Source organism: Solitalea canadensis DSM 3403 (assembly GCF_000242635.2).
GTDB classification, from domain to species: domain Bacteria; phylum Bacteroidota; class Bacteroidia; order Sphingobacteriales; family Sphingobacteriaceae; genus Solitalea; species Solitalea canadensis.
Genome location: NC_017770.1, coordinates 5,103,830 through 5,129,081, shown reverse-complemented (window position 1 = coordinate 5,129,081; position 25,252 = coordinate 5,103,830). Strand labels below are relative to the sequence as shown.

General features: G+C 37.4%; 22 protein-coding genes. 7 read left to right on the top strand and 15 right to left on the bottom strand.

Annotation, left to right across the window (positions count from 1 at the left end):
- Positions 1-4 precede the first annotated feature (4 nt).
- The 5 genes from SOLCA_RS21665 to hemN form a co-directional block, all read right to left on the bottom strand.
- Positions 5-1,984, bottom strand: coding sequence for a TonB-dependent receptor plug domain-containing protein (locus SOLCA_RS21665; protein WP_014682634.1), 1,980 nt, complete (start codon positions 1,982-1,984; stop codon positions 5-7).
- A gap of 15 nt (positions 1,985-1,999) precedes the next feature.
- The gene (locus SOLCA_RS21660; RefSeq protein ID WP_014682633.1) at positions 2,000-3,118 is read right to left on the bottom strand and encodes a cytochrome-c peroxidase; all 1,119 of its coding nucleotides are present in this window, start codon (positions 3,116-3,118) and stop codon (positions 2,000-2,002) included.
- 172 nt (positions 3,119-3,290) lie between these two features.
- Complete coding sequence (locus tag SOLCA_RS21655; protein WP_014682632.1) at positions 3,291-3,635, bottom strand: winged helix-turn-helix domain-containing protein; 345 nt, start codon at positions 3,633-3,635, stop codon at positions 3,291-3,293.
- 56 nt (positions 3,636-3,691) lie between these two features.
- A complete protein-coding gene (locus SOLCA_RS21650) occupies positions 3,692-4,681 on the bottom strand; it encodes an aldo/keto reductase (RefSeq protein WP_014682631.1) in 990 nt (329 codons plus the stop codon).
- A gap of 188 nt (positions 4,682-4,869) precedes the next feature.
- The gene (gene hemN / locus SOLCA_RS21645; protein WP_014682630.1) at positions 4,870-6,234 is read right to left on the bottom strand and encodes an oxygen-independent coproporphyrinogen III oxidase; all 1,365 of its coding nucleotides are present in this window, start codon (positions 6,232-6,234) and stop codon (positions 4,870-4,872) included.
- A gap of 177 nt (positions 6,235-6,411) precedes the next feature.
- Between hemN and SOLCA_RS21640 the strand changes: the two genes are divergently transcribed.
- From SOLCA_RS21640 to recQ, 3 genes are read left to right on the top strand one after another with little or no spacing between them, the layout of a single operon-like run.
- Positions 6,412-7,470 carry an ABC transporter permease gene (locus SOLCA_RS21640; RefSeq protein WP_014682629.1) on the top strand — a complete coding sequence of 353 codons (1,059 nt, stop codon included), beginning with the start codon at positions 6,412-6,414 and terminating at the stop codon, positions 7,468-7,470.
- Position 7,471: 1 nt separating this feature from the next.
- Positions 7,472-7,975, top strand: a complete 504-nt coding sequence (locus tag SOLCA_RS21635; protein ID WP_014682628.1) for a shikimate kinase — start codon at positions 7,472-7,474, stop codon at positions 7,973-7,975.
- A 55-nt stretch (positions 7,976-8,030) separates the two neighbouring features.
- A complete protein-coding gene (gene recQ, locus SOLCA_RS21630; protein WP_014682627.1) occupies positions 8,031-10,148 on the top strand; it encodes a DNA helicase RecQ in 2,118 nt (705 codons plus the stop codon).
- A 132-nt stretch (positions 10,149-10,280) separates the two neighbouring features.
- Here recQ and pepT read toward each other — a convergent pair whose 3' ends face one another.
- From pepT to rlmD, 5 genes are all read right to left on the bottom strand, one after another.
- Positions 10,281-11,525, bottom strand: a complete 1,245-nt coding sequence (gene pepT / locus SOLCA_RS21625; protein ID WP_014682626.1) for a peptidase T — start codon at positions 11,523-11,525, stop codon at positions 10,281-10,283.
- A gap of 301 nt (positions 11,526-11,826) precedes the next feature.
- Positions 11,827-12,291: an IS200/IS605 family transposase gene (gene tnpA / locus SOLCA_RS21620; RefSeq protein ID WP_014682625.1), complete on the bottom strand. Its 465-nt coding sequence runs from the start codon at positions 12,289-12,291 to the stop codon at positions 11,827-11,829.
- Positions 12,292-12,296: 5 nt separating this feature from the next.
- Complete coding sequence (locus tag SOLCA_RS21615) at positions 12,297-12,803, bottom strand: phosphoribosyltransferase family protein (protein WP_014682624.1); 507 nt, start codon at positions 12,801-12,803, stop codon at positions 12,297-12,299.
- A 78-nt stretch (positions 12,804-12,881) separates the two neighbouring features.
- Complete coding sequence (locus SOLCA_RS21610) at positions 12,882-13,256, bottom strand: hypothetical protein (protein ID WP_014682623.1); 375 nt, start codon at positions 13,254-13,256, stop codon at positions 12,882-12,884.
- A 194-nt stretch (positions 13,257-13,450) separates the two neighbouring features.
- Positions 13,451-14,857 carry a 23S rRNA (uracil(1939)-C(5))-methyltransferase RlmD gene (rlmD, locus tag SOLCA_RS21605; protein ID WP_014682622.1) on the bottom strand — a complete coding sequence of 469 codons (1,407 nt, stop codon included), beginning with the start codon at positions 14,855-14,857 and terminating at the stop codon, positions 13,451-13,453.
- 114 nt (positions 14,858-14,971) lie between these two features.
- On the opposite strand from rlmD, the gene SOLCA_RS21600 reads away from it, so the two are divergent.
- Positions 14,972-15,784, top strand: coding sequence for a carcinine hydrolase/isopenicillin-N N-acyltransferase family protein (locus SOLCA_RS21600; protein ID WP_042481882.1), 813 nt, complete (start codon positions 14,972-14,974; stop codon positions 15,782-15,784).
- A gap of 417 nt (positions 15,785-16,201) precedes the next feature.
- Here SOLCA_RS21600 and SOLCA_RS21595 read toward each other — a convergent pair whose 3' ends face one another.
- A complete protein-coding gene (locus SOLCA_RS21595) occupies positions 16,202-16,786 on the bottom strand; it encodes a TetR/AcrR family transcriptional regulator (protein ID WP_014682620.1) in 585 nt (194 codons plus the stop codon).
- A gap of 13 nt (positions 16,787-16,799) precedes the next feature.
- Positions 16,800-17,837: a phenylalanine--tRNA ligase subunit alpha gene (gene pheS / locus SOLCA_RS21590; RefSeq protein WP_014682619.1), complete on the bottom strand. Its 1,038-nt coding sequence runs from the start codon at positions 17,835-17,837 to the stop codon at positions 16,800-16,802.
- Between the two features lie 255 nt (positions 17,838-18,092).
- Here pheS and recJ point away from each other — a divergent pair, with 255 nt between their 5' ends.
- From recJ to SOLCA_RS21575, 3 genes are read left to right on the top strand one after another with little or no spacing between them, the layout of a single operon-like run.
- Complete coding sequence (gene recJ / locus SOLCA_RS21585) at positions 18,093-19,793, top strand: single-stranded-DNA-specific exonuclease RecJ (protein ID WP_014682618.1); 1,701 nt, start codon at positions 18,093-18,095, stop codon at positions 19,791-19,793.
- Between the two features lie 11 nt (positions 19,794-19,804).
- Entirely contained in the window at positions 19,805-20,560 is a 756-nt protein-coding gene (gene lptB, locus SOLCA_RS21580; protein WP_014682617.1) for an LPS export ABC transporter ATP-binding protein, read from the top strand.
- A 26-nt stretch (positions 20,561-20,586) separates the two neighbouring features.
- Positions 20,587-22,110, top strand: coding sequence for a GH3 auxin-responsive promoter family protein (locus SOLCA_RS21575; RefSeq protein ID WP_014682616.1), 1,524 nt, complete (start codon positions 20,587-20,589; stop codon positions 22,108-22,110).
- A gap of 128 nt (positions 22,111-22,238) precedes the next feature.
- Here the strand turns inward: SOLCA_RS21575 and SOLCA_RS21570 are convergent, their stop codons facing one another.
- From SOLCA_RS21570 to rocD, 3 genes are all read right to left on the bottom strand, one after another.
- Entirely contained in the window at positions 22,239-23,033 is a 795-nt protein-coding gene (locus SOLCA_RS21570; protein ID WP_014682615.1) for an SDR family oxidoreductase, read from the bottom strand.
- A gap of 141 nt (positions 23,034-23,174) precedes the next feature.
- Positions 23,175-23,867: an aspartate/glutamate racemase family protein gene (locus SOLCA_RS21565; RefSeq protein WP_014682614.1), complete on the bottom strand. Its 693-nt coding sequence runs from the start codon at positions 23,865-23,867 to the stop codon at positions 23,175-23,177.
- Between the two features lie 80 nt (positions 23,868-23,947).
- Positions 23,948-25,192 carry an ornithine--oxo-acid transaminase gene (rocD, locus tag SOLCA_RS21560; RefSeq protein ID WP_014682613.1) on the bottom strand — a complete coding sequence of 415 codons (1,245 nt, stop codon included), beginning with the start codon at positions 25,190-25,192 and terminating at the stop codon, positions 23,948-23,950.
- Positions 25,193-25,252 lie beyond the last annotated feature (60 nt).

Here is a 25,252-nt window from a genome sequence, read left to right as displayed (position 1 = left end):
TGTTCTATTTTATATTATTAATAACCAAACTGACAAAGCAATTCCGCCCGGGTTCAGGGTAACCTTCACTAATTGAATAGTTCTTATCAAACACATTATTTGCACCTGCCTCTGCTGAAACCCAACGATAAATTTTAGCCTGAACGCCTAAATTTACAATTGCAAATTCATCAGCTTTTGTTCCATAACTTGTACTGTAGCGGGCCGAGTTGTATTCAGTTCCTGCTAATACCGAAAAACGGCTATTAAAACTATACTGAGAATAAACAACCATTTTATTTTCAGGTGCATCTGTAAACTTTATTTCCTTATTACTTAAATTATCGCGATGTAAATAGCTGTATTGAGCTACTGTATACCAGTTATTAAGAATATCATATTTTAACGATAATTCTGCCCCGTAAAACGCTGCTTTGCCGGTATTTTGTAGCTGATAAGTATTAGGCTTTACGTTATTTACCTGTTGTATTGCATCAGAAATACGGCTATAAAACACACTTGACTCCATACCCAATTTGCTTATTAATCTCCCTGAATAACCCACTTCATAGTGATTAGCCATTTCAGCCTTAAGATCCGGATTAGGAATCGCAGCCCCCATCCGATATGAGTACCTATCCTTTATTGTTGCAAATCGTGATTTTCTTGCAACAGAAGCATTTAGCTTGTTAAAGTCATTAAATTGATAAACGGCACCAAGCTGCACATTAAATGTATTGTTATTATTTTCAGGATAATCGGCAATTTCCTTTGTTGAAGAATTATAATCTTGCGCCTGAAGACTACCACGTAAATTAAAGCTTACACCAGGGGTAAGTATTAATTTATCACTTACCTTATAGGAATCCTCTACTCCTGCAGAAATGGTATAATCTCTGTAAGTCCGAATTGGCTCTCCTAAATTATGTTCCTTGTGACGATCGTTTTTGTATTGAATAAATGTTTTAATCAAATGTTTTTGGATCAATTGAGCATCATATTCAAGTCCACCACCATAAGTATCATCATCATAAAAACTTTGAAATGACGAGGGCTTAGTCTGTGTTGAATACGTAGCATCGTCGTAAGCATTCAGCTGATTTTTAAATTTATCATAATACAATCGCGTTTTAAAAGCGCTGTTTCCGGTAATTCCTGTTGAAGAAATGAAATAGACACTCTCCTTATTCCAATAAGGCCACTGCCAAAAACGGGCCTTTTGTAATGGATCATTTCCAACATAAGGAGGATTGCCTTTTTGTCCATCTTGTTTCATATAGCTCAACGCGTACTCATCATTTCTTCGTGGAGTAAAACCAACTTTAATAGTGTATTTATTATCGTTCCTGTAAGCATTATTCCGGTCGTTGCCATCTTCAAGCGGCTTGATGATAAAATCAGATGAAAGCAAATAGCTTTGTTGTTTCAATTGTGAAACACTTCCCTGAACATAAAATCTACCCACTTTTGAACCCATATTTAAACCAAGACGGTGCCCTTCGCTATTCATTAAACCTGCACTTGCATCAATCTCAAATTTGTTCAATGGTCGCCTTGAAACAATATTAATAGCACCACCCAGGGTGTTGGCCCCAAATGTTACAGATGAAAAACCTTTCGCAACATTGATCTGAGATATATCGAACGTTGTAAAGCGTCCAAGGTCTACATAACCATCATAAGGAACATAAACAGGAATTCCATCAATGAAAACAGGAACCTGCCTCAGGTCAAATCCCCTGACCAATACGACCGATTCGTTTCTGGCCCCAACCTTCGACAAATTAATGCCTGGTAATAAATTCAAGGCCCCCGACGCATCCTGTTGATTAAACATTTCTATTTTTTCGTTGGTTAAAATGCTGGTCTCATTATTCTTTTTACCGGAAACGACTACTTCTCCCAGCTTAAAAACCCTTTCTGTAACAGGTAAGCTGTCAACAGTTTGGGCATTAGCAGCCATAGATAGGCTTGTCATACCTATCAAATAGTAAAATTTGTTCATAGTATATTGCAATTTTTAGTTTGTTTCTTTATTAGGATCAGAAAATGCAGGATTTTTCACAAATGATGAATCGGTTAGCATGTGCAGAAATGAAACAATGGCCATCTTCTCCTTATTGGTTAGCCCCAATGTAAGTCCTCCCTCATTGTTGGAACTTCCTTTTAAAAAAGAACTTAAGTGATGTGGATGTAAGGGCCCATTGTAATGATCCAATACCTTTTCCAGGGAACTAAACCGGCCATCGTGCATGTAAGGAGCTGTTAGTGCAATATTTCGTAATGTAGGAGCCTTAAACCTGCCGTGATCGGTCTCAAAACCGGTAAGCAATTGTATACCTGCATCTTTGTAAATGCTATCAAGTCCGTTATTATGAAACATCTCTAAATAACTTTTCTCGCCACCATGACAATGGGCGCAGTTTGCACCACGTATGCCTTTACCTGGTTGCGGGGCTGTCATAAAGAGTCCCATTCCTTCCAATTCAATTTGCGACGGTGAATACTCGTTTCGCAAATATTTATCATAAGGAGAATCTGCCGAAATAAGCGTTCTTTCAAACTGAGCTATGGCTTTAACAATACGATCTGCGGTAATAGCAGTATCACCAAATGCATGTTTAAACAAATACGGATATCCCTTAATCTTTCTTAAAATAACAGCTGATAGCGCTGCGGATTGCCCCATTTCATGTGGATTGGCCAATGGAATAGCAGCTTGTTGCTCTAAACCAATAGCCCGTCCATCCCAAAAGAATTTTCTGGCCCAGAGTAGATTAACAATCGCCATTGAGTTTCGCTCTGTAACAGAACCGTCGACACCGATACTTCCAACGCGATCATCAGAAAAGGCCTTCTCTTGCTTATGGCAACTAGCACAAGAGATTTTTCTGTTTGCAGACAAACGAGTTTCGTAGAATAATTTTCGACCTAAATAAATTCCTTCATTTGTTAAAGGATTGTCAGAAGGAATTGAGAATCTATTCCCGAAATAGGAAGGATAGGTTAGATTATAGAGAGTAGGCTTGTAGTCATCTGCAGCTAATGCAGAAAATAAAATGAATGATAAGATTGTTCCAAGGAAGAATAGTTTAAGCCAGTTAACACCAACTATTTTAGAAATAATTGGGTGTTTCATGGCAAAAATTGGTAAATAATAAAGGAACAACAATAAACTTGTTTCATAAATATCGTTATACTTTTGTAAATATAACGACAAATTTAAAACAATAACAAAGATTGATACTATGATTTATATCATGCTTTTTATTAAAATTTTCAGAAATTACTAGCTAAAACTATTTAGTACATCACAGTTTCATTTTAGAAGATTGTGATATTAAAAACTCATGGAATTTTTTTTGAAGTTCTCTATACTGATCAATAATACTTAATCCTCTTTCGGTAATAACTGCCCTTCCGCCACCTTTGCCGCCTCGCTGTGAAATAATAATTGGTTCACCAATATTTTCATTGATATATTTAACCAAATCCCATGCTTGTTTGTACGACATTTTCATCTGAAGGGCAGCCTGCCTTATAGAGCCGCTTGCATGAATCCGTTCCATTAGTTCAACTCTCCCATGCCCTAAAAATTTTCCATTAGGTGTATCGATCCAAATTCTGCCATTTAACTCAAACTGCGGCTGACTCATAGTGCTAAAAGAAAGGAAACTAAATTACAAAGAAATCAATTTGTAATATGGCGAAATTATTGATTAACGATCTTCATTCCTGCTTCATTATAGCGTTCTCCAGCAGCTATACCTTTTGGAGCAATTGCATCAATTGCTTTTAGTTCTTCTACGGTAAGCTTTATATCAACTGCCGCTGCATTTTCTTCCAGGTATTTTATCCGTTTAGTTCCTGGGATTGGGAAAATAAAATCGCCCTGAGCTAATACCCAAGCTAAGGCTAATTGTGATGGCTTACATCCCTTCTTTTCAGCAAGAGCCTCAATTTTAGCAACTAATTCTAAATTTTTAGTAAAATTATCACCTTGAAAACGTGGAGAGATTCTACGATAATCATCGGGATCAAAGTCTTCAAACCTTTTTATTTGTCCGGTTAAGAAGCCTCTTCCAAGCGGACTGTAAGGAACAAATGCAACACCCAATTCTTTACATGCCTGCAACAAACCATCTTCCGGTTCACGGCTCCACAAAGAATATTCACTTTGAACTGCTGAAATAGGGAATACTGCATGAGCCTTACGTAGTGTTTCTGTAGTAACTTCCGATAAGCCAATACCACGAACTTTACCTTGCTTAACAAGTTTCCCCATGGCTTCAACGGTAACTTCGATTGGAGTTGCCGGATCCTGACGGTGTAAATAATAAAGGTCAATCACCTCTACTTGTAATCGTTTTAAACTGGCTTCACATGCCGACTGAACATATTCAGGCTTACCATTTAAAATGCGTTTCATCACATCTGCAGGATCACGCATAATTCCGAATTTTGTGGCTAGCATTATATCCTCACGAATACCCTTCAATGCTTTTGCCAGCAATTCTTCATTATGAAAAGGACCATACATATCTGATGTATCCCAAAATGTAACGCCAATTTCATGCGCCCTTTTTAATGTTTTAAGAGACTCATTATCATCTTTGTGACCGTAAAAATCACTCATTCCCATACAACCCAAGCCCAACTCAGAAGCAACAAGACCTTGTGTGCCAAATACTTTTGTTCTCATAATTAGCTTTTATTGTTTTTAGTGTCGTAGATTTTATTGAAGTACTTTATCTAACGAATTACTGTCTCCAATGTTTGCATCAGACAAAAAATAAAAGCAAAAATCAGACGACTTTGTTGGTATAAACAAAAAATGCTGCCGGGAATTAACCCGACAGCACTGGCTGCGCACATAATCTAATTTTAAAACTATATTGTCATCGAAAAAAGCCGGGTTTCAGGCTTGTTTCTTATCATTTTTAGGTCAAAAGCCATACAAATGTTTCTTATAAACGGAATACCTTCTTGTGTAACTTTTAAACCCTCATCAGAAAGTAGAATAAGTTCGTCTTCAACTAACTCATGCAAACTTTCAATCACACTATCGAGTTCTTTAAACCTCAACGACTCATCTGTCCATGAAGTCTCTAACTGACACATGATATTTAAAATATGTTTCCTGATAATCAAATCTTCAAGGTTTAGGATGTGGCCTCTGAAAACAGGTAATTCATTAGCATTTATCAAGGCATAATATTCTTCCAGACTTTTCACATTTTGAGCGAAGGCGTACCATGAATCACTAATTGAAGACACGCCCAATCCGATCATTAGCTTTGTTTTGGAAGAGGTATAACCCATAAAATTGCGATGCAATAATTTGTTTTCCGCGGAATGATATAAGCTGTCAGATTTCAAAGCAAAATGATCCATACCTATTTCGGCATAACCATTTTCTTCAAATAATAACTTACCTAAATTGTACAATGCACGTTTATCTTCATCCTTAGGCAAATCACTTTCATCAAAGCCACGTTGTCCGTTTCCTTTTAACCAAGGAACATGAGCATAACTATAAAAGGCTAAGCGATCCGGTTTTAGCAAATTAGTTTTGGCTATTGTTTCAGCAATACTTAAACGAGTTTGTTTGGGTAAACCAAAAACCAAATCGTGCCCAATGGAGGTATAACCTATTTCTTTAGCCCACTGATGCACACGTTCAACATTCTCAAAAGGTTGAATACGGTGAATTGCGACTTGAATCTGGTGATCATAATCCTGTACACCAAAACTTACTCTTCTGAAACCCAGTTCATATAAAGTCTGCAGATGTTCATAAGATGTATTATTAGGGTGGCCTTCAAAACTGAACTCCCATTCTTTGCAACGATCAGCAGATTTAAAGATTCCTAGAATTAGCTTCCTTAGATTATCAGGATCAAAGAATGTAGGAGTTCCACCGCCTAAATGAATTTCTTTAATTTTTGGACGGCTTCCCAAAAGATCGCAATACATGTTCCACTCTTTCAGTACTGCGGCAATGTATGGATCTTCTACACCATGATTTTTAGTAATGCGCTTATTACACCCGCAAAATGTACAGAGACTTTCACAGAAAGGTAAATGAATATATAAGCTAATGCCTTCCGTCAGATTTGATTCATTGAATGCTCGTATTGCAGTAGTTTCCCATGCACTTTTGGTAAACTCTTCTTCGTTCCAGTACGGCACTGTTGGATAGCTGGTATATCTTGGGCCGGGAACATTATATTTTTGTATCAGACTGGTATTCATGCAACAAATTGGATTTTAATTACAAAAATGACGCATACTGATTGAGAAAAAACTGACAAAAGTCATTTTTTCTGAATACTTACGTAAGAATGACAAACTTTCTTCTTCCCATCAATTACTTAAGTCTTATAGAAACCGTAGATATTTTCATTAAATTCGGCGCCAAGTACATTATTAATGCTTTCATATATACTCAATAAGACATTTTACGGATTACTTGTTCTTTTAGGAATTGTAGTTTCTGTATTCTTTCTGTTCAATATATTACCGGCAGATCCGGCACGTATGACAATGGGACAGCGTTCAGATGTACAGTCATTAGAAGCCGTTCGGAAAGAACTAGGTCTTGACAAGCCCATGCCTGTTCAGTTCGCATTATTTCTGAATGATGTTTCTCCTATTGGAATTCATGGCACAGATTCGGTTTCGAGAGCAAAATATCATTATCAACAACTCATTCCGGTTGGTAAAGATGAAGTTTTGGCGATTAAAATGCCTTATCTGCGTCGTTCCTATCAAACCAAAAAAGAAGTTTCTGAAATCCTGCGGGAAACCATTCCCAATACATTGATTTTAGCTTTTACGTCCATGCTTTTTGCTTCTATTATTGGAATTGCATTGGGAGTAATATCTGCAATAAAAAAAGATAGTTGGATTGATAAAGCTTCGCTCGGTTTCTCAATTATTGGTATATCAGCACCTTCATTTTTTGCAGGGATTATTATCGCATGGCTTTTTGGCTTTGTTTTAAGTGATTACACCGGCCTAAACATGTCGGGCAGTTTACATAATTTCGATCCGTTTAAAGGGGAAGTGCTTACACTAAAAAACCTTTGGCTACCCATGATTACCCTTGGTCTGCGTCCATTGGCAATTATTGTTCAGCTAACCCGTAGTGCTATGCTTGATGTACTTTCTATGGATTATATCCGTACGGCACGAGCCAAAGGATTGAACAATTATACTGTTGTGGTGAAGCATGCCTTAAGAAATGCACTTAACCCGGTTGTTACTGCTATTTCGGGTTGGTTTGCATCACTTATAGCGGGTTCGTTTTTCATCGAATATATCTTTGGCTATAATGGATTAGGCAAAGCAACTGTTGATGCATTAGGTCTAGCTGATTTCCCTGTTGTTATGGGCTCCATTCTGTTCTGTGGGTTCTTCTTTGTAGTATTAAATATTTTGGTCGATATACTTTACGGAGTACTCGATCCGAGAGTGAGGGTAAGATAATATGAAAGTTTTCCTTATTGGTTTTATGGGGGCCGGAAAAACCACCTTTGGTAAGAAATTGGCAAAAAACCTTAATTATCCTTTTTTCGACCTTGATCATTTAATTGAAGAAATTACAGGAGGTACTGTTGGCGAGTATTTTGCAACACATGGTGAAATAAAGTTCCGAGAGTTGGAAAAGGATATTCTTCAAACACATCCTTTTCCAGAAAACTACGTACTCTCAACAGGTGGCGGGGCACCTTGTTTCCATGACAATATGGACTGGATGAATAAAAATGGTCAAACCATCTATCTTCAACTTTCGCCAAAAGCATTAGCTACTCGTTTAGAAAATGCCAAAGAACAACGCCCTTTAATTAAAGATTTAAAAGGCGATGACCTGATTAAATTCATTGAAGAGCGACTGGAAGCCAGAGATATACATTATAAAAAAGCTCATTTTATAGTCGATGGTTTAAATGTGCACCCCGAAATAATTGCTAATTTAATTAGCAAAAACTAAAAACAAAAGACTATCTTGGCGCCGTAGTTTCTACCTAAAAATCTATTTTTGCGCCATGATTACAGCAGCCCAGTCTGTTCTAAAAGAATATTTCGGATATGATGAATTCCGTCCTTTACAAAGAAATATCATCCAATCCATTCTCGATAAAAAAGACACGTTAGTATTAATGCCCACAGGTGGAGGAAAGTCCATTTGTTTTCAGGTACCTGCATTACTTTTAGATGGATTGTGCGTTGTCATCTCTCCGTTGATTTCGTTAATGAAAGACCAGGTAGATGCATTGCGCATAAATGGTATTGGAGCTGCCTATCTAAACAGTAGCCAGAGTTTCGAAGAAGAGGAAGTGGTTATTGAAGATTGTATTAACGGAAATATTAAGTTATTATACTTATCACCCGAAAAATTAAAATCGAGCATACCAATGCTTGGTCGTTTTAATATTCAATTATTAGCAATTGATGAGGCTCATTGCATCTCTTCGTGGGGGCATGATTTTCGTCCTGAGTATACTCAGCTAAGTATTTTAAAAGAACGATTTTCGGATGTACCAATTGTAGCATTAACAGCTACTGCCGACAGGGTTACCCGAAAAGATATTATAAGGCAGTTAAATTTGCATAAGCCGGCTACATTTGTTGCCTCTTTTGATCGGCCTAATTTAAATTTAGAAGTAAAGACAGGGATTAAAACGCGTCAAAAAGACCAGGAGATCGTTCAGTTTATTCACTCTAAACCCAACCAATCAGGAATTATTTATTGCCTAAGCCGAAAAACCACGGAAGAGTTGGCCGAAAAGCTTCGCGAACATCAGGTAAACGCAGCAGCTTATCATGCCGGAATGAGTGCTGATGACCGTAATGAAACCCAGGAAGATTTTATCAATGATCGGGTTCAGGTTGTATGTGCAACAGTGGCTTTTGGAATGGGAATCGACAAATCAAATGTTCGTTGGGTAATTCACTATAATTTACCTAAAAACATTGAAGGTTATTACCAGGAAATTGGACGAGCAGGTCGTGATGGACTTGAAAGTGAAACCATTCTCTATTATAATTTAGTTGACATTGTTTTACTAACCCAATTTGCCGAACAAAGTCAGCAACGTGAACTTAACCTGGAGAAGCTTAAACGGATTCAACAATTTGCGGAAGCCGATATTTGTCGAAGAAAGATTCTGATTAATTATTTTGGAGAAAACTTTGAAGATAGTTGCGGAAATTGTGATGTATGCAAAAATCCCCGAAAGCATTTCGATGGCACATTGTTAGTGCAAAAAGCATTATCTGCCTTATTGAGGATGAATGAATCTGTTGGAATAACAATGCTTATCGATGTTTTAAGGGGTTCGCACAAAGCCGAAGTCCTTGAAAAGGGCTTTGATAAAATTAAGACCTATGGAGCAGGAAGCGATTTAAGTTTTAATCACTGGCAGCAATTTATCATGCAAATGCTCAATCTGGGCATCATTGAGATGGCTTACGATGAAGGCTTTAGCTTAAAATCAACTGAACTTGGTAAGGAAATATTATTCGGAAAGAAAACAGCTGACCTTGTTTATCCAGTAGTCAGAGAGGTTAAGAAAACACAGACAATTCCATTAGATGATATAACACCAGTTGTTGAAACCACAGACGATAAATTATTTGAAGCATTACGCCGACTGCGGCGAGAATTTGCGGAAAAAGAAAAAGTTCCTGCTTATTCAATCTTTACCGATGCTTCATTGCGGCAAATGGTTGCTGAAAAGCCACAGACTGAAAATGCCTTGTTATCTATTTCGGGTATCGGTCAACGAAAAATGGAGAAATATGGCACTCAGTTCATTGAATTAATTACCAATCATATTAACCGAAATGGGAGTGGCTCCAGAACAAAAGGAGATACATTTAAGGAAACGCTTTACCTGTTAAATAAGAATTTCACGCCTGAAGAAGTAGCTGCGAACCGGAAACTTTCACTTCAAACAGTGTTTTCGCACATTTCGGCCTTATATATTAAAGGAGATAACATCGACCTATTACAATTCGTAAGTTTAGACGAGATTGAACGAGTTCGCTTAGCGCATAAAGCAACCGGAAGTGATAAGCTAAAAGATATTTTTGATTTTTTAAGAGGAGAAGTGGAATACCACAAAATCAGGTTAGCACTGGGATGGATAGAAAGGAAATAAGATAATTTGGGAAATTTGAGAATTCGCCTTTGCTATATGGAACAATTGAAAAATTGGAATTACTGATGAATTTTTGAGGATTTAGGAATGAACTATTTTCAAATTCCTAAATCCTCAAATTCCCAAATTAGGCTAAATTTTTTCCTCCCACACGCTTGCAATATTAACAATCGTCTCTACCGCCTTTTGCATGTCCTGTACAGATGCCCATTCATGTTTTGAGTGAAATGCATGTTCACCTGCAAATACATTCGGACAAGGCAAGCCCATAAATGATAAGCGAGAACCATCTGTTCCTCCTCTAATACTTTGTAATTTTGGCTCCATACCACTACGCTTAATACCTTCTAATGCATATTCTATTACTTGAGGATGCTGATCCAACACTTCCTTAAAGTTTCTGTATTGTTCACTGATCTTGATCTCGAATTTTGAGAACGGGTAATTAGCTATCACTTTTTCAGCAATTTGTTTAACTACATCCTCGTGTTTAGCAAGATTTGCAGTAATATGATCGCGAATGATAAAGGAAACACTTGCTTCTTCCACATTTCCCTGGATACCTACAGGATGAACAAAACCTTCTTTTCCTTCAGTAGTTTCAGGTGACAAATGATCTTTTGGCAGAGCTGCAACAATTTCTGAAGCAATTTTGATAGCACTTTCCATTTTACCTTTTGCAAAACCGGGGTGAGCACTCACTCCATAAATGGTAATCTTTAAACCATCTGCCGAGAAAGTTTCATTTTCCAATGAGCCTAAGGTTTCGCCATCAATCGTGTAACCAAAATCTGCTGCAAGTTTTTTCATATCGACATTATTTACACCGCGACCAACTTCTTCATCGGGAGTAAATAAAATACGAATCTGACCATGTTTTACTTCCGGATGCGCCATCCAATAATTGGCAGCATCCATAATTTCCGCAACACCAGCTTTATTGTCGGCGCCTAATAATGTGGTTCCGCTAGCTGTAATAATATCATTTCCAATCTGATCTTTTAGATCCGGATGATCAACCATTTTAATAACCTGGGTATTATCATCAGGCAAAACAAGATCTTGTCCTTGGTAATTCTTATGAATAATTGGCTTTACATTTTTCCCACTACAATCCGGAGAAGTATCCACATGCGAACAGAAACAAATAACGGGAACTTTCTTTTCGGTATTAGCCGGAATCGTTGCATATACATAGCCGAAATCATCAAGATGAGCATCAGCAACGCCCATGGCTTGCAACTCCTGAACTAATATTTTGCTTAAATCTTTCTGCTTTTCAGTGGTCGGTGAAGCAGTTGAACTGCCATCACTTTGGGTATCAACCTGTACATAACGCATAAAACGTTCAACTACAGTAAAATTATAATTATTCATAAGGGTAAAAAGGATTATCTAATTTTTGATTCTACCTACTGTTCCGCCCCTCCGGGGCTCAAACTATTATTTAATTAATCCATAAGCCTCCTAAGTATGAGCTCCATTCGGAGCAAATCTAAGAAAAGTTGACTTTGGCAGCTAAGAGGCTAATAAATAGCTACTAAGGCATGGCCTTTCAGAGTAGACTTCTATTGTCTAATTTATTGAACTCCATTGGAGCAAGCTTCAGAGAAGCCAAACCTTAATAGTGCAATAGCTTTACCTTGATTTAGCTCCGGAGGAGTGACACTTGACGTATTCAGGATTCTACCCAATCGAAAAGGTATTCTTCATTATAGGAAACATCAAACCTTCGTAATAACTCTAAATATTCATCTTTAAACGATTGGTGTTTATGATGTTCTGGCTGCTTGATAATATAATTGACTACCTTATCTACCTGCGATTTTGAATAAGAGAAAGCACCAAATCCTTCCTGCCAACTAAATTTGCCAACAACCCATTTATTTAATGATATGAAGGAAGATGACGCCGATTTTATATCTCGCACCAAGTCAGAAATAGTAGCAGAGGGGGATATGCTTATCAATATATGTACATGATCTGGCATGCAATAAATAGCATATAACTTCTGTTTCTTATTAGAAACAATCCCCGCTATATACTTTTCAACCTTTTCTCTGAAAGACTCATGAATTAGATTAGCACGGCCTTTTACGGTAAAAATTACATGAACAAATAATTGAGAGAACGTATTAGCCATTTTCCTTACACCAAATACACCGCATCCTCCTGTCCTTCAACACCCAACACAACATCAATATGTTCTTGGGCTACGGTAGAAAGCTCCAGACCTACAAAATCTGTATGGATTGGGAATAATTTATGGCTTCTATCTACCAATACAACCGTCCTTACTTTTTTGGTTGGAATATTCAGAAAAATACCCAAACCATAAACTAATGTCCGCCCGCTATTCAGCACATCGTCTACCACCACTATCACTTTATCAATACACTCTTCAATTGCAACATCAGTCTTGGCCTCTAACGAACTGCTATCCTTCTTCAATTCAATATTTACCAGTTTAACCTTTAACTCGCCTATCGATTCGATTTTCTTCTTTAATCGCTCGGCAAGTGTATTCCCACGGGGAATGATACCGGCCAAAACAATTTCTTTTTCTTCGAAATTGTCTTCCAAAATTTGATATGCAATACGATCTATCTTTTGCTGGATCTGTTTTTTATCCAGTATCTTAATTTTTGTACTCATGGGCAAAATCAAAGAGTTAAAAATAATGGTAAATATTTAATGGGCAAAAAAGAGCATTTAAAGTTTACACATTAATAATTACTTGTATGGATAAAAAACAAAATTGGCTCCTTCAGGTACTATGACAAACAAACACATATACGCTTCCGGATCTTTATAATTATTTACAAAATATTCCTCACGTTCTTTTGCAATTACGTTCTTTTCAATGAACTCTTCTAAAGTAGCGGCATTTATATTCCAGCTTGTTTTAAGTTCCTTACTGTTTAAAATCATCTGACCAAGGCTCACCTCATGTTGATGAGCAACGAAGATCGGGTAATCAGAAAGTTTTGCTTCCAAAATATCCGCAGCAACTTCTCTGATTGATTCATTGTATAACTTAAGGTCTTTTTCCAAGCTCACCAAAGGACTAGGACCTTTTTGCGGCTGATCAGAATTTTCTAACTCCATAACTATTTATTAGGATTACACAGATTCCATTGAATGATTACGCTGATTGTTTTCATCTCTGTGTGTTACACCTTATCTTTTTTAGTAAAACAACATTCTCCTTCTAATCAGAATTTTATATTTCCATAGTAAAAGGAAAAGTATCACTTGTAAAGACGGCAAGGGCATAAACCATTGCGGCTTTGCGTGACCTCTTATCTTTTTCTTAGTAAAACAACATTCTCCACGTGAATTGTTTGCGGGAACATATCAACCGGTTGAATTTTCACTACTTCATACTTTTCATTCAACAGTGCCAAGTCTCTTGCTTGCGTAGCCGGATTACAGCTAACATACACGATTTTCTCTGGTTCCATTTCGTTGATGCGCGCCACAACATCTGCATGCATTCCAGCTCTAGGCGGATCAGAGATAACAACATTGGGTTTTCCATGCTGAGCAATGAAATCTGCATTTAAAACATCTTTCATATCTCCTGCATAAAATAATGTATTATCAATTCCATTGATTTCAGAATTGATCTTAGCATCCTCTATCGCTTCCGGAACATACTCAACACCCACAACTTGCTTTACTTTCTTTGCAACAAAATTAGCAATTGTCCCTGCCCCGGTATAAAGATCGTATACCAATTCGTCGCCTTTAAAGTCGGCAAAATCGCGGGTTATCTTATATAGGTTATAAGCCTGCTCAGAGTTAGTTTGATAGAATGATTTGGGAGAAATTTTAAATTTAATCCCTTCCATTTCTTCAAAAATATGGTCACGGCCTTTATAGGTAACCACATTTTGGTCAAAAATGGTATCGTTCTTTTTTTGATTAACCACATAAGATAATGAAGTAATCTGCGGGAATCGATCTGCAACATAATCCATCATTGTATTAATAACAGATTTACTTGCATGCGCAAACACCACAATTATCATCAATTCGCCTGTACTTGCCGTACGGATGATCAGGTTACGTAGTTGTCCTTTATGCTCCTTCAAATCATAGAACGACAATTGATTTTCAAGTGCATAAGCACGAATCGCATTTCTAATTTCATTAGAAGGATCTTGCTGCAAATAACAATGCTGAATATCGATGATCTTATCAAAGCGCAAAGGAACATGAAATCCTAGTGCATCCTGTTCTAAGTTAGCTGCATTTTGCATGTCTTCTTCCGTAAGCCAACGCTTATTGGAAAAAGTATATTCCATTTTATTTCTGTAATAAGTCGTTTTCTCAGATCCGAAAATAGGGATCAATGATTCAGTACTTATGCCACCAATACGCTCCAAAGCATCAACAACTTGCTTCTGTTTAAATTTAAGTTGACCCTCATAGCTCAAATGCTGCCATTTGCATCCTCCACAAACACCGAAATGAGAACAAAAAGGCTCTGCACGATATTCTGAAGGTTTATGAAGTTTATCGATTTTCCCTTCAAACAATTGCCTTCTTCTGTAATTTACATTGATATCTACAAAGTCGCCAGGAACAGCCTTATCAACAAAGATTACCCGATCATCATGTTTACCTATTGCACGCCCATCATGAGCAATGTCCACAATTTCCACGCCCTCAGCTATGTAAGGTTCAAATTTCTTTTTTGCCATCAGGCTGCAAAAGTACGATTTTTCAGACGGTTGTTAAACAGCGTTATGATTACGCAATCAGTAATATCAATACATTTCAATAACTTTAATGATAATTTCAACAAGTCTGACAAAATGAGACAATTAGTATTAGTCCTAAGTCTTCAATTAATAACCTCATTAACCAGCACAGCCTGCTCTATCTTGTATTTTATTGACAAAACTACAGGCAAAATCTATGCAGTTAATAATGAAGATTATTGGTACAATGTGAAGCCTTACATCAAAATCATGCCTCCGAATAAATCGGAATTAGGGAGATTATGGTATGGATGGGATGATTTTGCTCAAGGCGGAATTAACCAATCCGGATTATTTTTTGATGGAGCGGTAACCCCCAATCAAAGTACACCCAAAGGTTGCAATAAACCTAAAGGCAATTTAGGTGATGAAATTTTGGCTAAGTGCAAAACCGTAGAGGATGCCCTGACATTCTTATCGGCCAAAGATATTTGTTTGTCAAACGGACATTTGCTATTTGGTGATAAATCTGGCAATGCGGCAGTTATCGAATGGGTAAAAGGAGAGAAAAAGGTAATAAGAATAGCCAACAACTATTTAATGGCCACCAATTTCTTACTATCAGATACTGCTGCAGGCAATTATCCTTGTAAGCGTTATGATGCTATGGAAGCAGAGATTAAGCGATTAACCGAGACCTCAACTCCATTAACACTAAAAGAAGTGGGAAATATTGCAGCGAAAGCAGTGCAACCCAAAACAGTTACAGAGAAGAGGAAAGAAGCAGGTACGTTATACTCCACTTTCATAAATATAAGTGATATGGAATTTGTGTTGGTTTATAAGCTGGATAATAAAAGAATTACTCGAATGAACCTTAGGGAAACATTCAAATTAAACAAAGCGCAAACAATTATTTTGGAGTAAACACCTCATCCCCTGCCCTTCTCCTGAAGGAGAAGGGAGCGCTCGGAATGTATAATTTAAAATTACAAATCGGTGTAATCCCCTAAAAAATCTGTGTAATCCCAAAAACAAAATCTGTGTATCCCGGATCAAAAAAGAAAACCCCGTCAACATCTCTGTTATACGGGGCTCAACCTAAACCAATTTATCTATGAAACTTTACAATTTGAAAAGTCTGATTATAAAACGTAAAAGACTGCTCTTTGGTTTGCAGTAGAACTCAAATTTTTGTTCAAGCTCCAATGAGAAATCTTTTAGTTCTCGTCTCATGTGTAGAATGTGTTAATTCATGCTACAAACATACAACATTTGTACCAAATACTAAAATGGTCTAATGTAAAATAAGTGTCACACGTACACTAAGCTATGCAATTTACTTTATACAAATGCTCCCCTGATCAAATAGGGAAGGATTTCATTACGAAACTGAATAAAATTCTTCTTTACATCAGCATCGGTTACCGAAGTAAACGCAAATGAAAACACAATACTCTTACTAGCTGAAACTAAAAAACGTGTACGACGAGCCTGTTCACTATCAGCATCAACATGTCTTACTTTCATAACAACACCCATAATCAGTAATTCGATCTCATTAGAAAGATTTTTCAAAAATGCCTGCGCATTTGCAGACTCCCTGATAAACTCCCAGCCTATAAACTCATTACATGCCGTATATGTTAACCGGCTGGCTTTTAAAATAAGATCAGAAATCTCCTTACTGCTTAATTTCTCCTGGTTAGGATCAACACTTGCAGCAAGCTCCTGAATATGCTTATCAAGATAATCCATGATGATTGCATTGAGAATTAACTCTTTGCTTTCAAAATACTTATAGATGGTGGCTTTGGCTAAATTCGCTTTTGCCGCAATTTCATTGACACTGGTTTTATGATAGCCATAGCGTCTGAAAAGATGTTGAGCAGCGTTTTTTATGCTTATTGATATTTTATCTACATCCATCTACAGTGGGCTGTTATATAATTTCTGATTGGAACTGTTTGAGGAAACGCACATCATTTTCAAAAAATAAGCGAAGGTCTTTCACTTGGTATTTCAGCATGGTAATACGCTCAATACCCATACCAAAGGCAAATCCAGTATATTTTTTTGAATCGATATTACAATTATCAAGGACATTCGGATCCACCATGCCACAACCTAATATTTCAACCCATCCGGTATATTTACACACATTACAACCCTCACCTCCACAGATCAAACAAGTCACGTCCATTTCGGCTGATGGCTCTGTGAAAGGAAAGAATGAAGGACGGAAACGAACTTCTGTTCCTTTGCCCAGCAATTCCTGAACAAAGTAATAAAGCGTCTGTTTTAAATCTGCAAACGAAACATTTTCATCAATATAAAGACCTTCCACCTGATGAAAAATACAATGCGCACGAGCTGAAATCGCTTCATTACGAAACACACGACCTGGCATAATTGCACGGAAAGGAGGTTTACCTGCTTCCATCATTCGTACTTGCACAGATGATGTATGTGTACGTAATGCAATATCTCCTTTATCAGACCCTGTATCTTTTTGAATAAAGAATGTGTCTTGCATATCGCGAGCCGGGTGGTCCTGAGGAAAATTCAATGCGGAGAAGTTATGCCAGTCATCTTCAATTTCTGGTCCCTCAGCAACGTTAAAGCCAATACGTGAAAATATTTCGACGATTTCTTTACGAACTAACGAAAGCGGATGACGAGAACCAATATTAATCGGTTCGCCTGGCAACGTAAGGTCTATACCGGAATGCTGTTGCTGATGATTTTCGAACTGCTCCTTAAATTCATTTACTTTTGCCTCTGCAGTTTGTTTAAAAACGTTGAGGACCTTACCTAAAACGCGCTTTTCTTCTGGTGTAACTTGTTTGAACTCTTCAAACATTTCACCCACAATACCTTTACGTCCTAAAAATTTTATACGGAATTGCTCCAACTCCTCGGCGTTTGCCGGAGTAAACGCATTGATCTCTGATATATAGCCTTCTATTTTCGATTGCATCCGGCAAAGATAAAATTTTTAAGCATCTCGTTACAAAGCTTAAACTTATAAAATAAAAGCCTCATACCCGGCGCTCGAAATCGCACAACATTAACTTACTTTGAAGAATAGAGAAAATTACTTTTCCACAAAACAGTATTCACCCTTTTGTATATCAAATATTTAAACAATATTGAAAGCTATTACTTGCATGCGCTCACTTAAAGAAAAAACACATTCCATAAAAACTATTATTTTTACCCCTTGAATTATACTATGGATAAAAGGTGGATTACACATTCGGATTATAAAAATGACGTGGTGGACTTGTTGTCGCAGGAACTGAATGTTTCACCCATTATCGCTAAACTACTCGAAAGACGTGGTATCGTTGATTTTGATAGTGCCAAAGATTTTTTTCGCCCTGATATAAGACATCTACATGATCCCTTCCTGATGCTTGACATGGAAAAAGCGATCGACCGGATTGAAGAAGCAATAAAAAATCAAGAAAAGATCCTTATTTACGGAGATTATGATGTAGATGGAACTACTTCAGTTTCGCTGGTTTACAGTTTCTTTAAAAAGTTTTACAATAATCTTAGTTACTATATCCCCGACAGGTATAAAGAGGGCTATGGTATTTCAACTAAAGGCATTGACTGGGCTGAGGAAAACAACCATTCGTTAATTATTGCGCTTGATTGCGGCATTAAATCTGTTGATAAGATTGATTACGCAAATGAAAAAGGAATTGATTTTATTATTTGTGATCACCATTTACCAGGCGATGAGGTTCCTTACGCTATAGCTGTTCTTGATCCCAAAAGACATGATTGTGAATATCCCTATAAGGAGCTTTCCGGTTGTGGAATCGGCTTTAAACTCATTCAGGCATTTGCAGAAAAAAACAATATGCCGTTTACTTACCTCGAACCCTTTCTCGATCTGGTTGCGGTCAGTATTGCCTCTGATATTGTTCCTATTACCGGAGAAAACAGAACGCTTGCTTTTTATGGGCTGAAAAGAATTAATGAAAACCCCTGTGAAGGATTAAAAGCATTAATAGACCTTTCCGCTCAAAAAGAAGCAATAACAATAACTGACATTGTTTTTCAGATTGGACCTCGAATTAATGCCGCCGGTCGTATTGATGATGCTAAACATGCGGTGCATTTATTAATTTCAGGTTCATCAGAATTGGCCACTGAAAAAGGACAGCTGGTTAATCTTAAAAACACCGAACGCAAGGAGTTTGATAACAGTATTACAGGTGAAGCATTGGCAATGCTGGAATCCGACCCAAGTCAGCAGACTCGTAAATCAACAGTTTTATTTTCTCCTACCTGGCATAAGGGAGTTATCGGTATCGTTGCTTCGCGACTGATTGAAAAATATTATCGTCCTACCATCATTCTTACTGAGTCAAACGGCAAAGCCACAGGTTCTGCCCGCTCTGTTAACGGATTTGATATTCATGAAGCGATAAGTGCTTGCAGTGATCTTTTGGAACAGTATGGTGGACATAAATATGCTGCGGGGCTTACCATTCCTCTTGAGAATATAACGGCATTTATCAATAAGTTCGAAGAAGTTGTTGCATCAACCATTGAAGAACGTTCGCTTTCTCAGGAAATTGAAATTGATGAATACGTAAAATTAAATACCATTGAACCTAAATTAGTACGGATTATTAAGCAATTTGCCCCTTTTGGACCGGGCAATATGAAGCCTACTTTTGCCTCAAAAAATGTATGGTGTAAAGGGGAGCCGCAAGTGGTGGGAAATAATCACTTGAAGTTTACCGTTCAACAATCAGAAGGTTATTTTTTTGATTGCATAGGTTTTAATTTAGGCCAGCATTATCAACGCATAAGAAAAGGTATTCCATTTGATATTTGTTACAGTATTGAGGAGAATACCTGGAATGGAAAAACCACCATTCAATTAAATGTTAAAGACATAAAATTTGAATAAACTAGAAACCAGTGGATATAAACGAATCAAAGCTTGAGCTACGCGCTGAAAATCTGGTAAAAACCTACAAAAAACGCACAGTGGTAAACCATGTATCGTTTAATGTAAAACAAGGAGAAATTGTAGGACTACTTGGCCCTAACGGTGCGGGCAAAACCACTTCTTTTTACATGATTACTGGTTTAATAAAACCTAATGATGGTCATGTTTTTCTTGATGATCAAGAGATAACTTACGATGCAATGTACAAACGTGCTCAAAAGGGTATCGGTTATCTGGCACAGGAAGCTTCTGTTTTTCGTAAGCTTACTGTTGAAGATAACATTATGGCAATACTTGAAATGACTGGTTTAAACAAGGAGCAACGTCATGAAAAACTGGAGGCTTTATTGACTGAATTCAGTTTAAACAAAGTGCGAAAGAATCGCGGAGATTTACTCTCAGGAGGAGAACGCCGTCGTACAGAAATTGCCCGTTGTCTCGCAGTTGACCCTAAGTTTATTCTTTTAGATGAGCCATTTGCTGGCGTTGACCCTATTGCGGTGGAAGAAATTCAAACAATTGTAGCAAAACTTAAGACCAAGAACATCGGAATTCTTATTACCGACCACAACGTTCAGGAAACGTTATCGATTACCGACAGAGCTTATTTATTGTTTGAAGGATCGATATTAAAGTCGGGAACAGCCGAGGATCTTGCTGCAGACGAACAGGTTCGTCGTGTATATCTTGGCAGGAATTTCGTATTACGCCCTAAAGTTTTGTAATTTAAAGGGATTTAAACATCAAAAGCATGTCGATAATCAACAATATTGTTTCCTGGATCATGAAAAAGCGAATTCATCAAATTGAGCTTTTCATGAAATACCCGCTTGAAGTTCAGCAAGAGTGGCTTTCCGACTTAGTGAATACCGCTCGCAATACTGAATGGGGGTTGAAACATGATTTTAGATCTATCGACAGCCCATCCGACTTTAAACAACGCTTCCCTATTCAAAATTACGACTCATTGAAACCCTATATTGAGCGGATGATGAAGGGGGAAAAGAATATATTATGGTCAAGCAATATTACCTGGTTCGCGAAATCATCAGGTACAACCAGTGATAAAAGTAAATTCATTCCGGTAAGTGAAGAATCATTGGAAGAGTGCCACTTTAAAGGTGGCAAAGATATGTTGGCCATTTACTGCAATAATCGTCCTGAAACACAAATGTTTACCGGAAAAGGTTTGGTTATGGGCGGAAGTCACCAGGTTAACCAGCTAAATGATGAGTCTTGCTACGGAGATCTTTCTGCTGTTTTAATTCAGAATTTACCAATCTGGGCCGAATTCTACCGTACTCCGGATTTATCCATTGCATTAATGGATGAATGGGAAGCCAAGATTGAAAAAATGGCTCATGCCACCATGAATGAGAATGTTACCAGTATAACTGGTGTTCCAACCTGGACGGTAATTCTTGCCAAACGCATTCTTGAACTTACCGGCAAAAGTAACCTACTTGAGGTATGGCCTAATCTTGAGTTATATGTGCATGGCGCTGTAAACTTTACACCTTACCGTGAACAGTTTAGAAAATTAATCCCGTCTGACGACATGTATTACCTTGAGACCTATAATGCTTCAGAAGGTTTCTTTGGAATACAGGATCAGAGCAATAGCACTGAAATGCTATTAATGCTCGACTATGGAATTTATTATGAGTTTTTGCCAATGGAAAACTACGGTGATCCTTATGCAAAAACATTAGATTTAAGTGAGGTAGAGCTCAATAAAAACTATGCTATCATCATCTCTACCAATGGTGGTTTATGGCGATACATGATTGGTGACACGATTAAATTCACAAGTTTGAATCCTTTTAGGATTCAAATTACCGGACGTACCCGCCATTTTATAAATGCCTTTGGTGAAGAATTAATTATTGAGAATGCAGAGCAAGCTTTAACAGCTGCCACCAAGGCCACTAATTCCATTATCAAGGATTACACTGCCGGTCCTGTTTATTTTACAGATGGAGAGAACGGTGGACACGAGTGGATCATCGAGTTTGAACGACGACCAGAAAACATAGAACATTTCCTTGATTTATTGGATGAAAATCTGAAAAAACAAAACTCAGACTATGAGGCCAAACGTTATAAAGACATGGCGCTTCGTCGTCCTCTATTACATGTGGCACCAGAAGGAACTTTTTATAACTGGATGAAGAACAAAGGCAAACTAGGCGGACAACATAAGGTTCCGCGGCTGGCAAATGATCGTAAATATCTTGAGGAGTTGCTGGGCTTAATGCTTGAACAGGCTGTATAAATTGAACCGCTAAGACACGAAGTCGCTAAGTTTAATTTATTCTGCTGTCAGACCATAAACTTGTCATCCTGAGGAACGAAGGATCTGTAAGTACATTGCACATCAGACAATAACTGCTTGCCAAAAAATTACACAGTTTTAGCCTTTCTGATTATCCAACTCAATAAGCCTGGGAAGAAACGTTTTAACACAACACCCATTCTTTCCCTTCCTTTTGCCACCACAATCTCCTCCCTGTTTTGCTTAAGCGCTTTTAATATCTTATTGGCTATATATTCAGGAGAATAACCTTTTCCGGTTGCTTCATCCATTGTTGCCTGAGGTTTTCCGGTGCCAGTTAATGCATTTATACTAATATTAGTTTTAATGTATCCGGGGCAAACAATCAGAACTTTTAACCCATCTTTATAGTGTTCGGCACGTAGTGTATCAAAGAAACCATGAAGCCCATGCTTAGAGGCTGCGTAAGCAGATCGTAATGGTCCGCCCAATTTGCCCATAATACTGGAAATAACTACAATTTCAGCTTTGCCGTGTGTTATCATTGTTGGCAAAAGACCTTTTGTAACGGCAATTGTTCCCAACAGGTTTACATCAATCATTTGCTTCTCTACCTCAAAGTATGTATTAATAGCCAATGAACGCTGACTAATTCCCGCATTATTTACCAACACATCAATGGGGCCAAATTCATTAATGAGCAACTCCATCTTTGTAAACACTTTATCATGATCACTGATATCCAAGAAAGTAGTAACCACATGTTCTGCACCAATGCAATTGCATTTCACACGCTCCAATTCTTCAATATTTCTAGCGGCCAGAATTAAAAATGCACCTTCTTTAGCAAATGCATAGGCGATTGCTTCGCCAATCCCAGAGGAAGCTCCCGTTATAAGTACTTTCTTGTTATGATATTTCATCTATCTAAATCTCAAAAATCTTTTTACCCTTTCCCATAATATTACTCGTTGCACTCCTGCCGCAACAACTATTTGAGCAAAGAGGTATCAAATTTCATTTACAACCCTCTTCATTTTTTAACTATTGCTCAAGATAAAAACTTAATAAGAAAGTATAAACTCTACAGCAGCAGCCGAATGAATTAAAGTAGTATCAAATACTTTTACAGAAACATCGTTCTGTTTAATGATCAATGGTATTTCAGTACAACCTAAAATGATGCCCTCTGCACCTTGTTTTATCAAATTATTAATAATGGAAATATAACGCTGTTTGGTTTCTTCCTTTATAATACCTTTCCCCAATTCATAATAGATCGTTTCCTGAATAAAGTCTCTGTCAGCTGCTGCTGGTATTACAGATTTAATACCTTGATCAGAAAGCTTATTTCTGAAGAAATCCCTCTCCATCGTAAACTTCGTCCCAAGCAATCCTATTTTCTTTATTTCATCCTTTTTTATTTCTCTTGCAGTAACTTCAGCAATATGAATAATTGGTATATCAATTTGCAGTTGTAGCTTATCAGCTATCAAGTGCATTGTATTAGCGCAGAGAATAATTGCTTCAGCTCCGCTCAACTTCAAACATTCAGCTGCTTTTAGAATCATGTTTAACGTTGCATCCCAATCATCGTTATCATTATTCTTTTTTATATCTGCATAGTTAAATGAGTAGATGATACATTCAGCAAAATTTAAACCGCCTAACTTAGCATTTACACCTTCATTGATTAATTTGTAATAATCTGAGGTCGACACCCAACTGATGCCACCTATTAATCCGAGTTTTTTCATTTGGCTCAGCTATAGAGTTCTTATTTACAAAAAACGGCAACTCAAAATTGAATTGCCGCACTAATCATTTCTTAGGAATTTTATTTTTTAAAGGCCAATACGGTCTTTCTTATAATCGCGATACATTCGTGTAATTGTTCTTCATTCATCACTAAAGGCGGTGCAAAACGAATAATGTTTCCATGGGTTGGCTTAGCCAATAAACCGTTTTCCTTTAACTGCATACAAATATCCCATGCGGTACTACTATCTTCTGTATCGTTTACAACAATGGCATTTAACAAGCCTTTTCCTCTTACCAATACCAATAAATCAGATTCATCAACCAGCTTTTGAATTTCAGCACGGAAAATCTTTCCTAAACACTCCGCATTTTCTGCTAATTGCTCATCACTTACAACTTCTAATGCAGCCATCGCCACTTTATTAGCCAATGGATTACCTCCAAAGGTGGAACCATGAGTTCCTGGCGTAATCACATTCATAATATCGTCATTACATAAAACTGCCGAAACAGGTAGTACTCCCCCTGAAATGGCTTTACCAAGAATCAGCATATCCGGTTTAACATTTTCATGATCACAAGCCAGCAATTTACCTGTGCGAGCAATCCCGGTTTGTACCTCATCTGCAATGAATAATACATTTTTTTTCTTACACAATTCCTTGGCTTTTGCCAGATAGCCTTCATCCGGAACAAAAACTCCTGCTTCACCCTGAATTGGCTCTACTAAGAAACCTGCAACGTTAGGTTTCTCCAAAGCTTTTGCTAATTCCTCTAAATCATTATAAGGAATACGGATAAATCCAGAAGGGAAAGGACCAAAGTTTTTGCTTGCACCACTATCGCTCGAAAAGGAAACAATTGTGGTTGTGCGACCATGGAAGTTCTGTTCACAAACTATGATTTGGGCAGAATCTGTAGGCAAACCCTTTTTCTCGTATGCCCACTTGCGACAAATCTTAATTGCAGTTTCAACGGCTTCTGCCCCCGTGTTCATTGGTAAAACTTTATCGAAACCAAAATAACCGGTTACAAATTTTTCATATTCACCTAATGTACTATTATAGAAAGCTCGTGATGTAAGTGTTAACTTTTGTGCCTGCTCTACAAGTGTGTTTATAATTTTAGGGTGACAATGACCTTGATTTACGGCAGAATAAGCTGAAAGAAAATCGAAGTAACGTTTACCTTCAACATCCCAAACATATACACCTTCACCCTTATCAAGCACAACGGGTAATGGGTGATAATTATGCGCTCCATACTTATTCTCTAACTCCATTAATGCTGTGGATGACAATCCGGTTACTGTTACTGACATAAAATTTTGTGTTGTTTATATCCAAATATAGCGGATTTTAAACTGATCCTGTATACAATG

Excerpts from the sequence above, each read along its gene's own strand:
- SOLCA_RS21665 (WP_014682634.1), bottom strand. The coding sequence starts at position 1,984 with ATGAACAAATTTTACTATTTGATAGGTATGACAAGCCTATCTATGGCT.
- SOLCA_RS21660 (WP_014682633.1), bottom strand. The coding sequence starts at position 3,118 with ATGAAACACCCAATTATTTCTAAAATAGTTGGTGTTAACTGGCTTAAA.
- SOLCA_RS21655 (WP_014682632.1), bottom strand. The coding sequence starts at position 3,635 with ATGAGTCAGCCGCAGTTTGAGTTAAATGGCAGAATTTGGATCGATACA.
- SOLCA_RS21650 (WP_014682631.1), bottom strand. The coding sequence starts at position 4,681 with ATGAGAACAAAAGTATTTGGCACACAAGGTCTTGTTGCTTCTGAGTTG.
- hemN (WP_014682630.1), bottom strand. The coding sequence starts at position 6,234 with ATGAATACCAGTCTGATACAAAAATATAATGTTCCCGGCCCAAGATAT.
- SOLCA_RS21640 (WP_014682629.1), top strand. The coding sequence starts at position 6,412 with ATGCTTTCATATATACTCAATAAGACATTTTACGGATTACTTGTTCTT.
- SOLCA_RS21635 (WP_014682628.1), top strand. The coding sequence starts at position 7,472 with ATGAAAGTTTTCCTTATTGGTTTTATGGGGGCCGGAAAAACCACCTTT.
- recQ (WP_014682627.1), top strand. The coding sequence starts at position 8,031 with ATGATTACAGCAGCCCAGTCTGTTCTAAAAGAATATTTCGGATATGAT.
- pepT (WP_014682626.1), bottom strand. The coding sequence starts at position 11,525 with ATGAATAATTATAATTTTACTGTAGTTGAACGTTTTATGCGTTATGTA.
- tnpA (WP_014682625.1), bottom strand. The coding sequence starts at position 12,291 with ATGGCTAATACGTTCTCTCAATTATTTGTTCATGTAATTTTTACCGTA.
- SOLCA_RS21615 (WP_014682624.1), bottom strand. The coding sequence starts at position 12,803 with ATGAGTACAAAAATTAAGATACTGGATAAAAAACAGATCCAGCAAAAG.
- SOLCA_RS21610 (WP_014682623.1), bottom strand. The coding sequence starts at position 13,256 with ATGGAGTTAGAAAATTCTGATCAGCCGCAAAAAGGTCCTAGTCCTTTG.
- rlmD (WP_014682622.1), bottom strand. The coding sequence starts at position 14,857 with ATGGCAAAAAAGAAATTTGAACCTTACATAGCTGAGGGCGTGGAAATT.
- SOLCA_RS21600 (WP_042481882.1), top strand. The coding sequence starts at position 14,972 with ATGAGACAATTAGTATTAGTCCTAAGTCTTCAATTAATAACCTCATTA.
- SOLCA_RS21595 (WP_014682620.1), bottom strand. The coding sequence starts at position 16,786 with ATGGATGTAGATAAAATATCAATAAGCATAAAAAACGCTGCTCAACAT.
- pheS (WP_014682619.1), bottom strand. The coding sequence starts at position 17,837 with ATGCAATCGAAAATAGAAGGCTATATATCAGAGATCAATGCGTTTACT.
- recJ (WP_014682618.1), top strand. The coding sequence starts at position 18,093 with ATGGATAAAAGGTGGATTACACATTCGGATTATAAAAATGACGTGGTG.
- SOLCA_RS21575 (WP_014682616.1), top strand. The coding sequence starts at position 20,587 with ATGTCGATAATCAACAATATTGTTTCCTGGATCATGAAAAAGCGAATT.
- SOLCA_RS21570 (WP_014682615.1), bottom strand. The coding sequence starts at position 23,033 with ATGAAATATCATAACAAGAAAGTACTTATAACGGGAGCTTCCTCTGGG.
- SOLCA_RS21565 (WP_014682614.1), bottom strand. The coding sequence starts at position 23,867 with ATGAAAAAACTCGGATTAATAGGTGGCATCAGTTGGGTGTCGACCTCA.
- rocD (WP_014682613.1), bottom strand. The coding sequence starts at position 25,192 with ATGTCAGTAACAGTAACCGGATTGTCATCCACAGCATTAATGGAGTTA.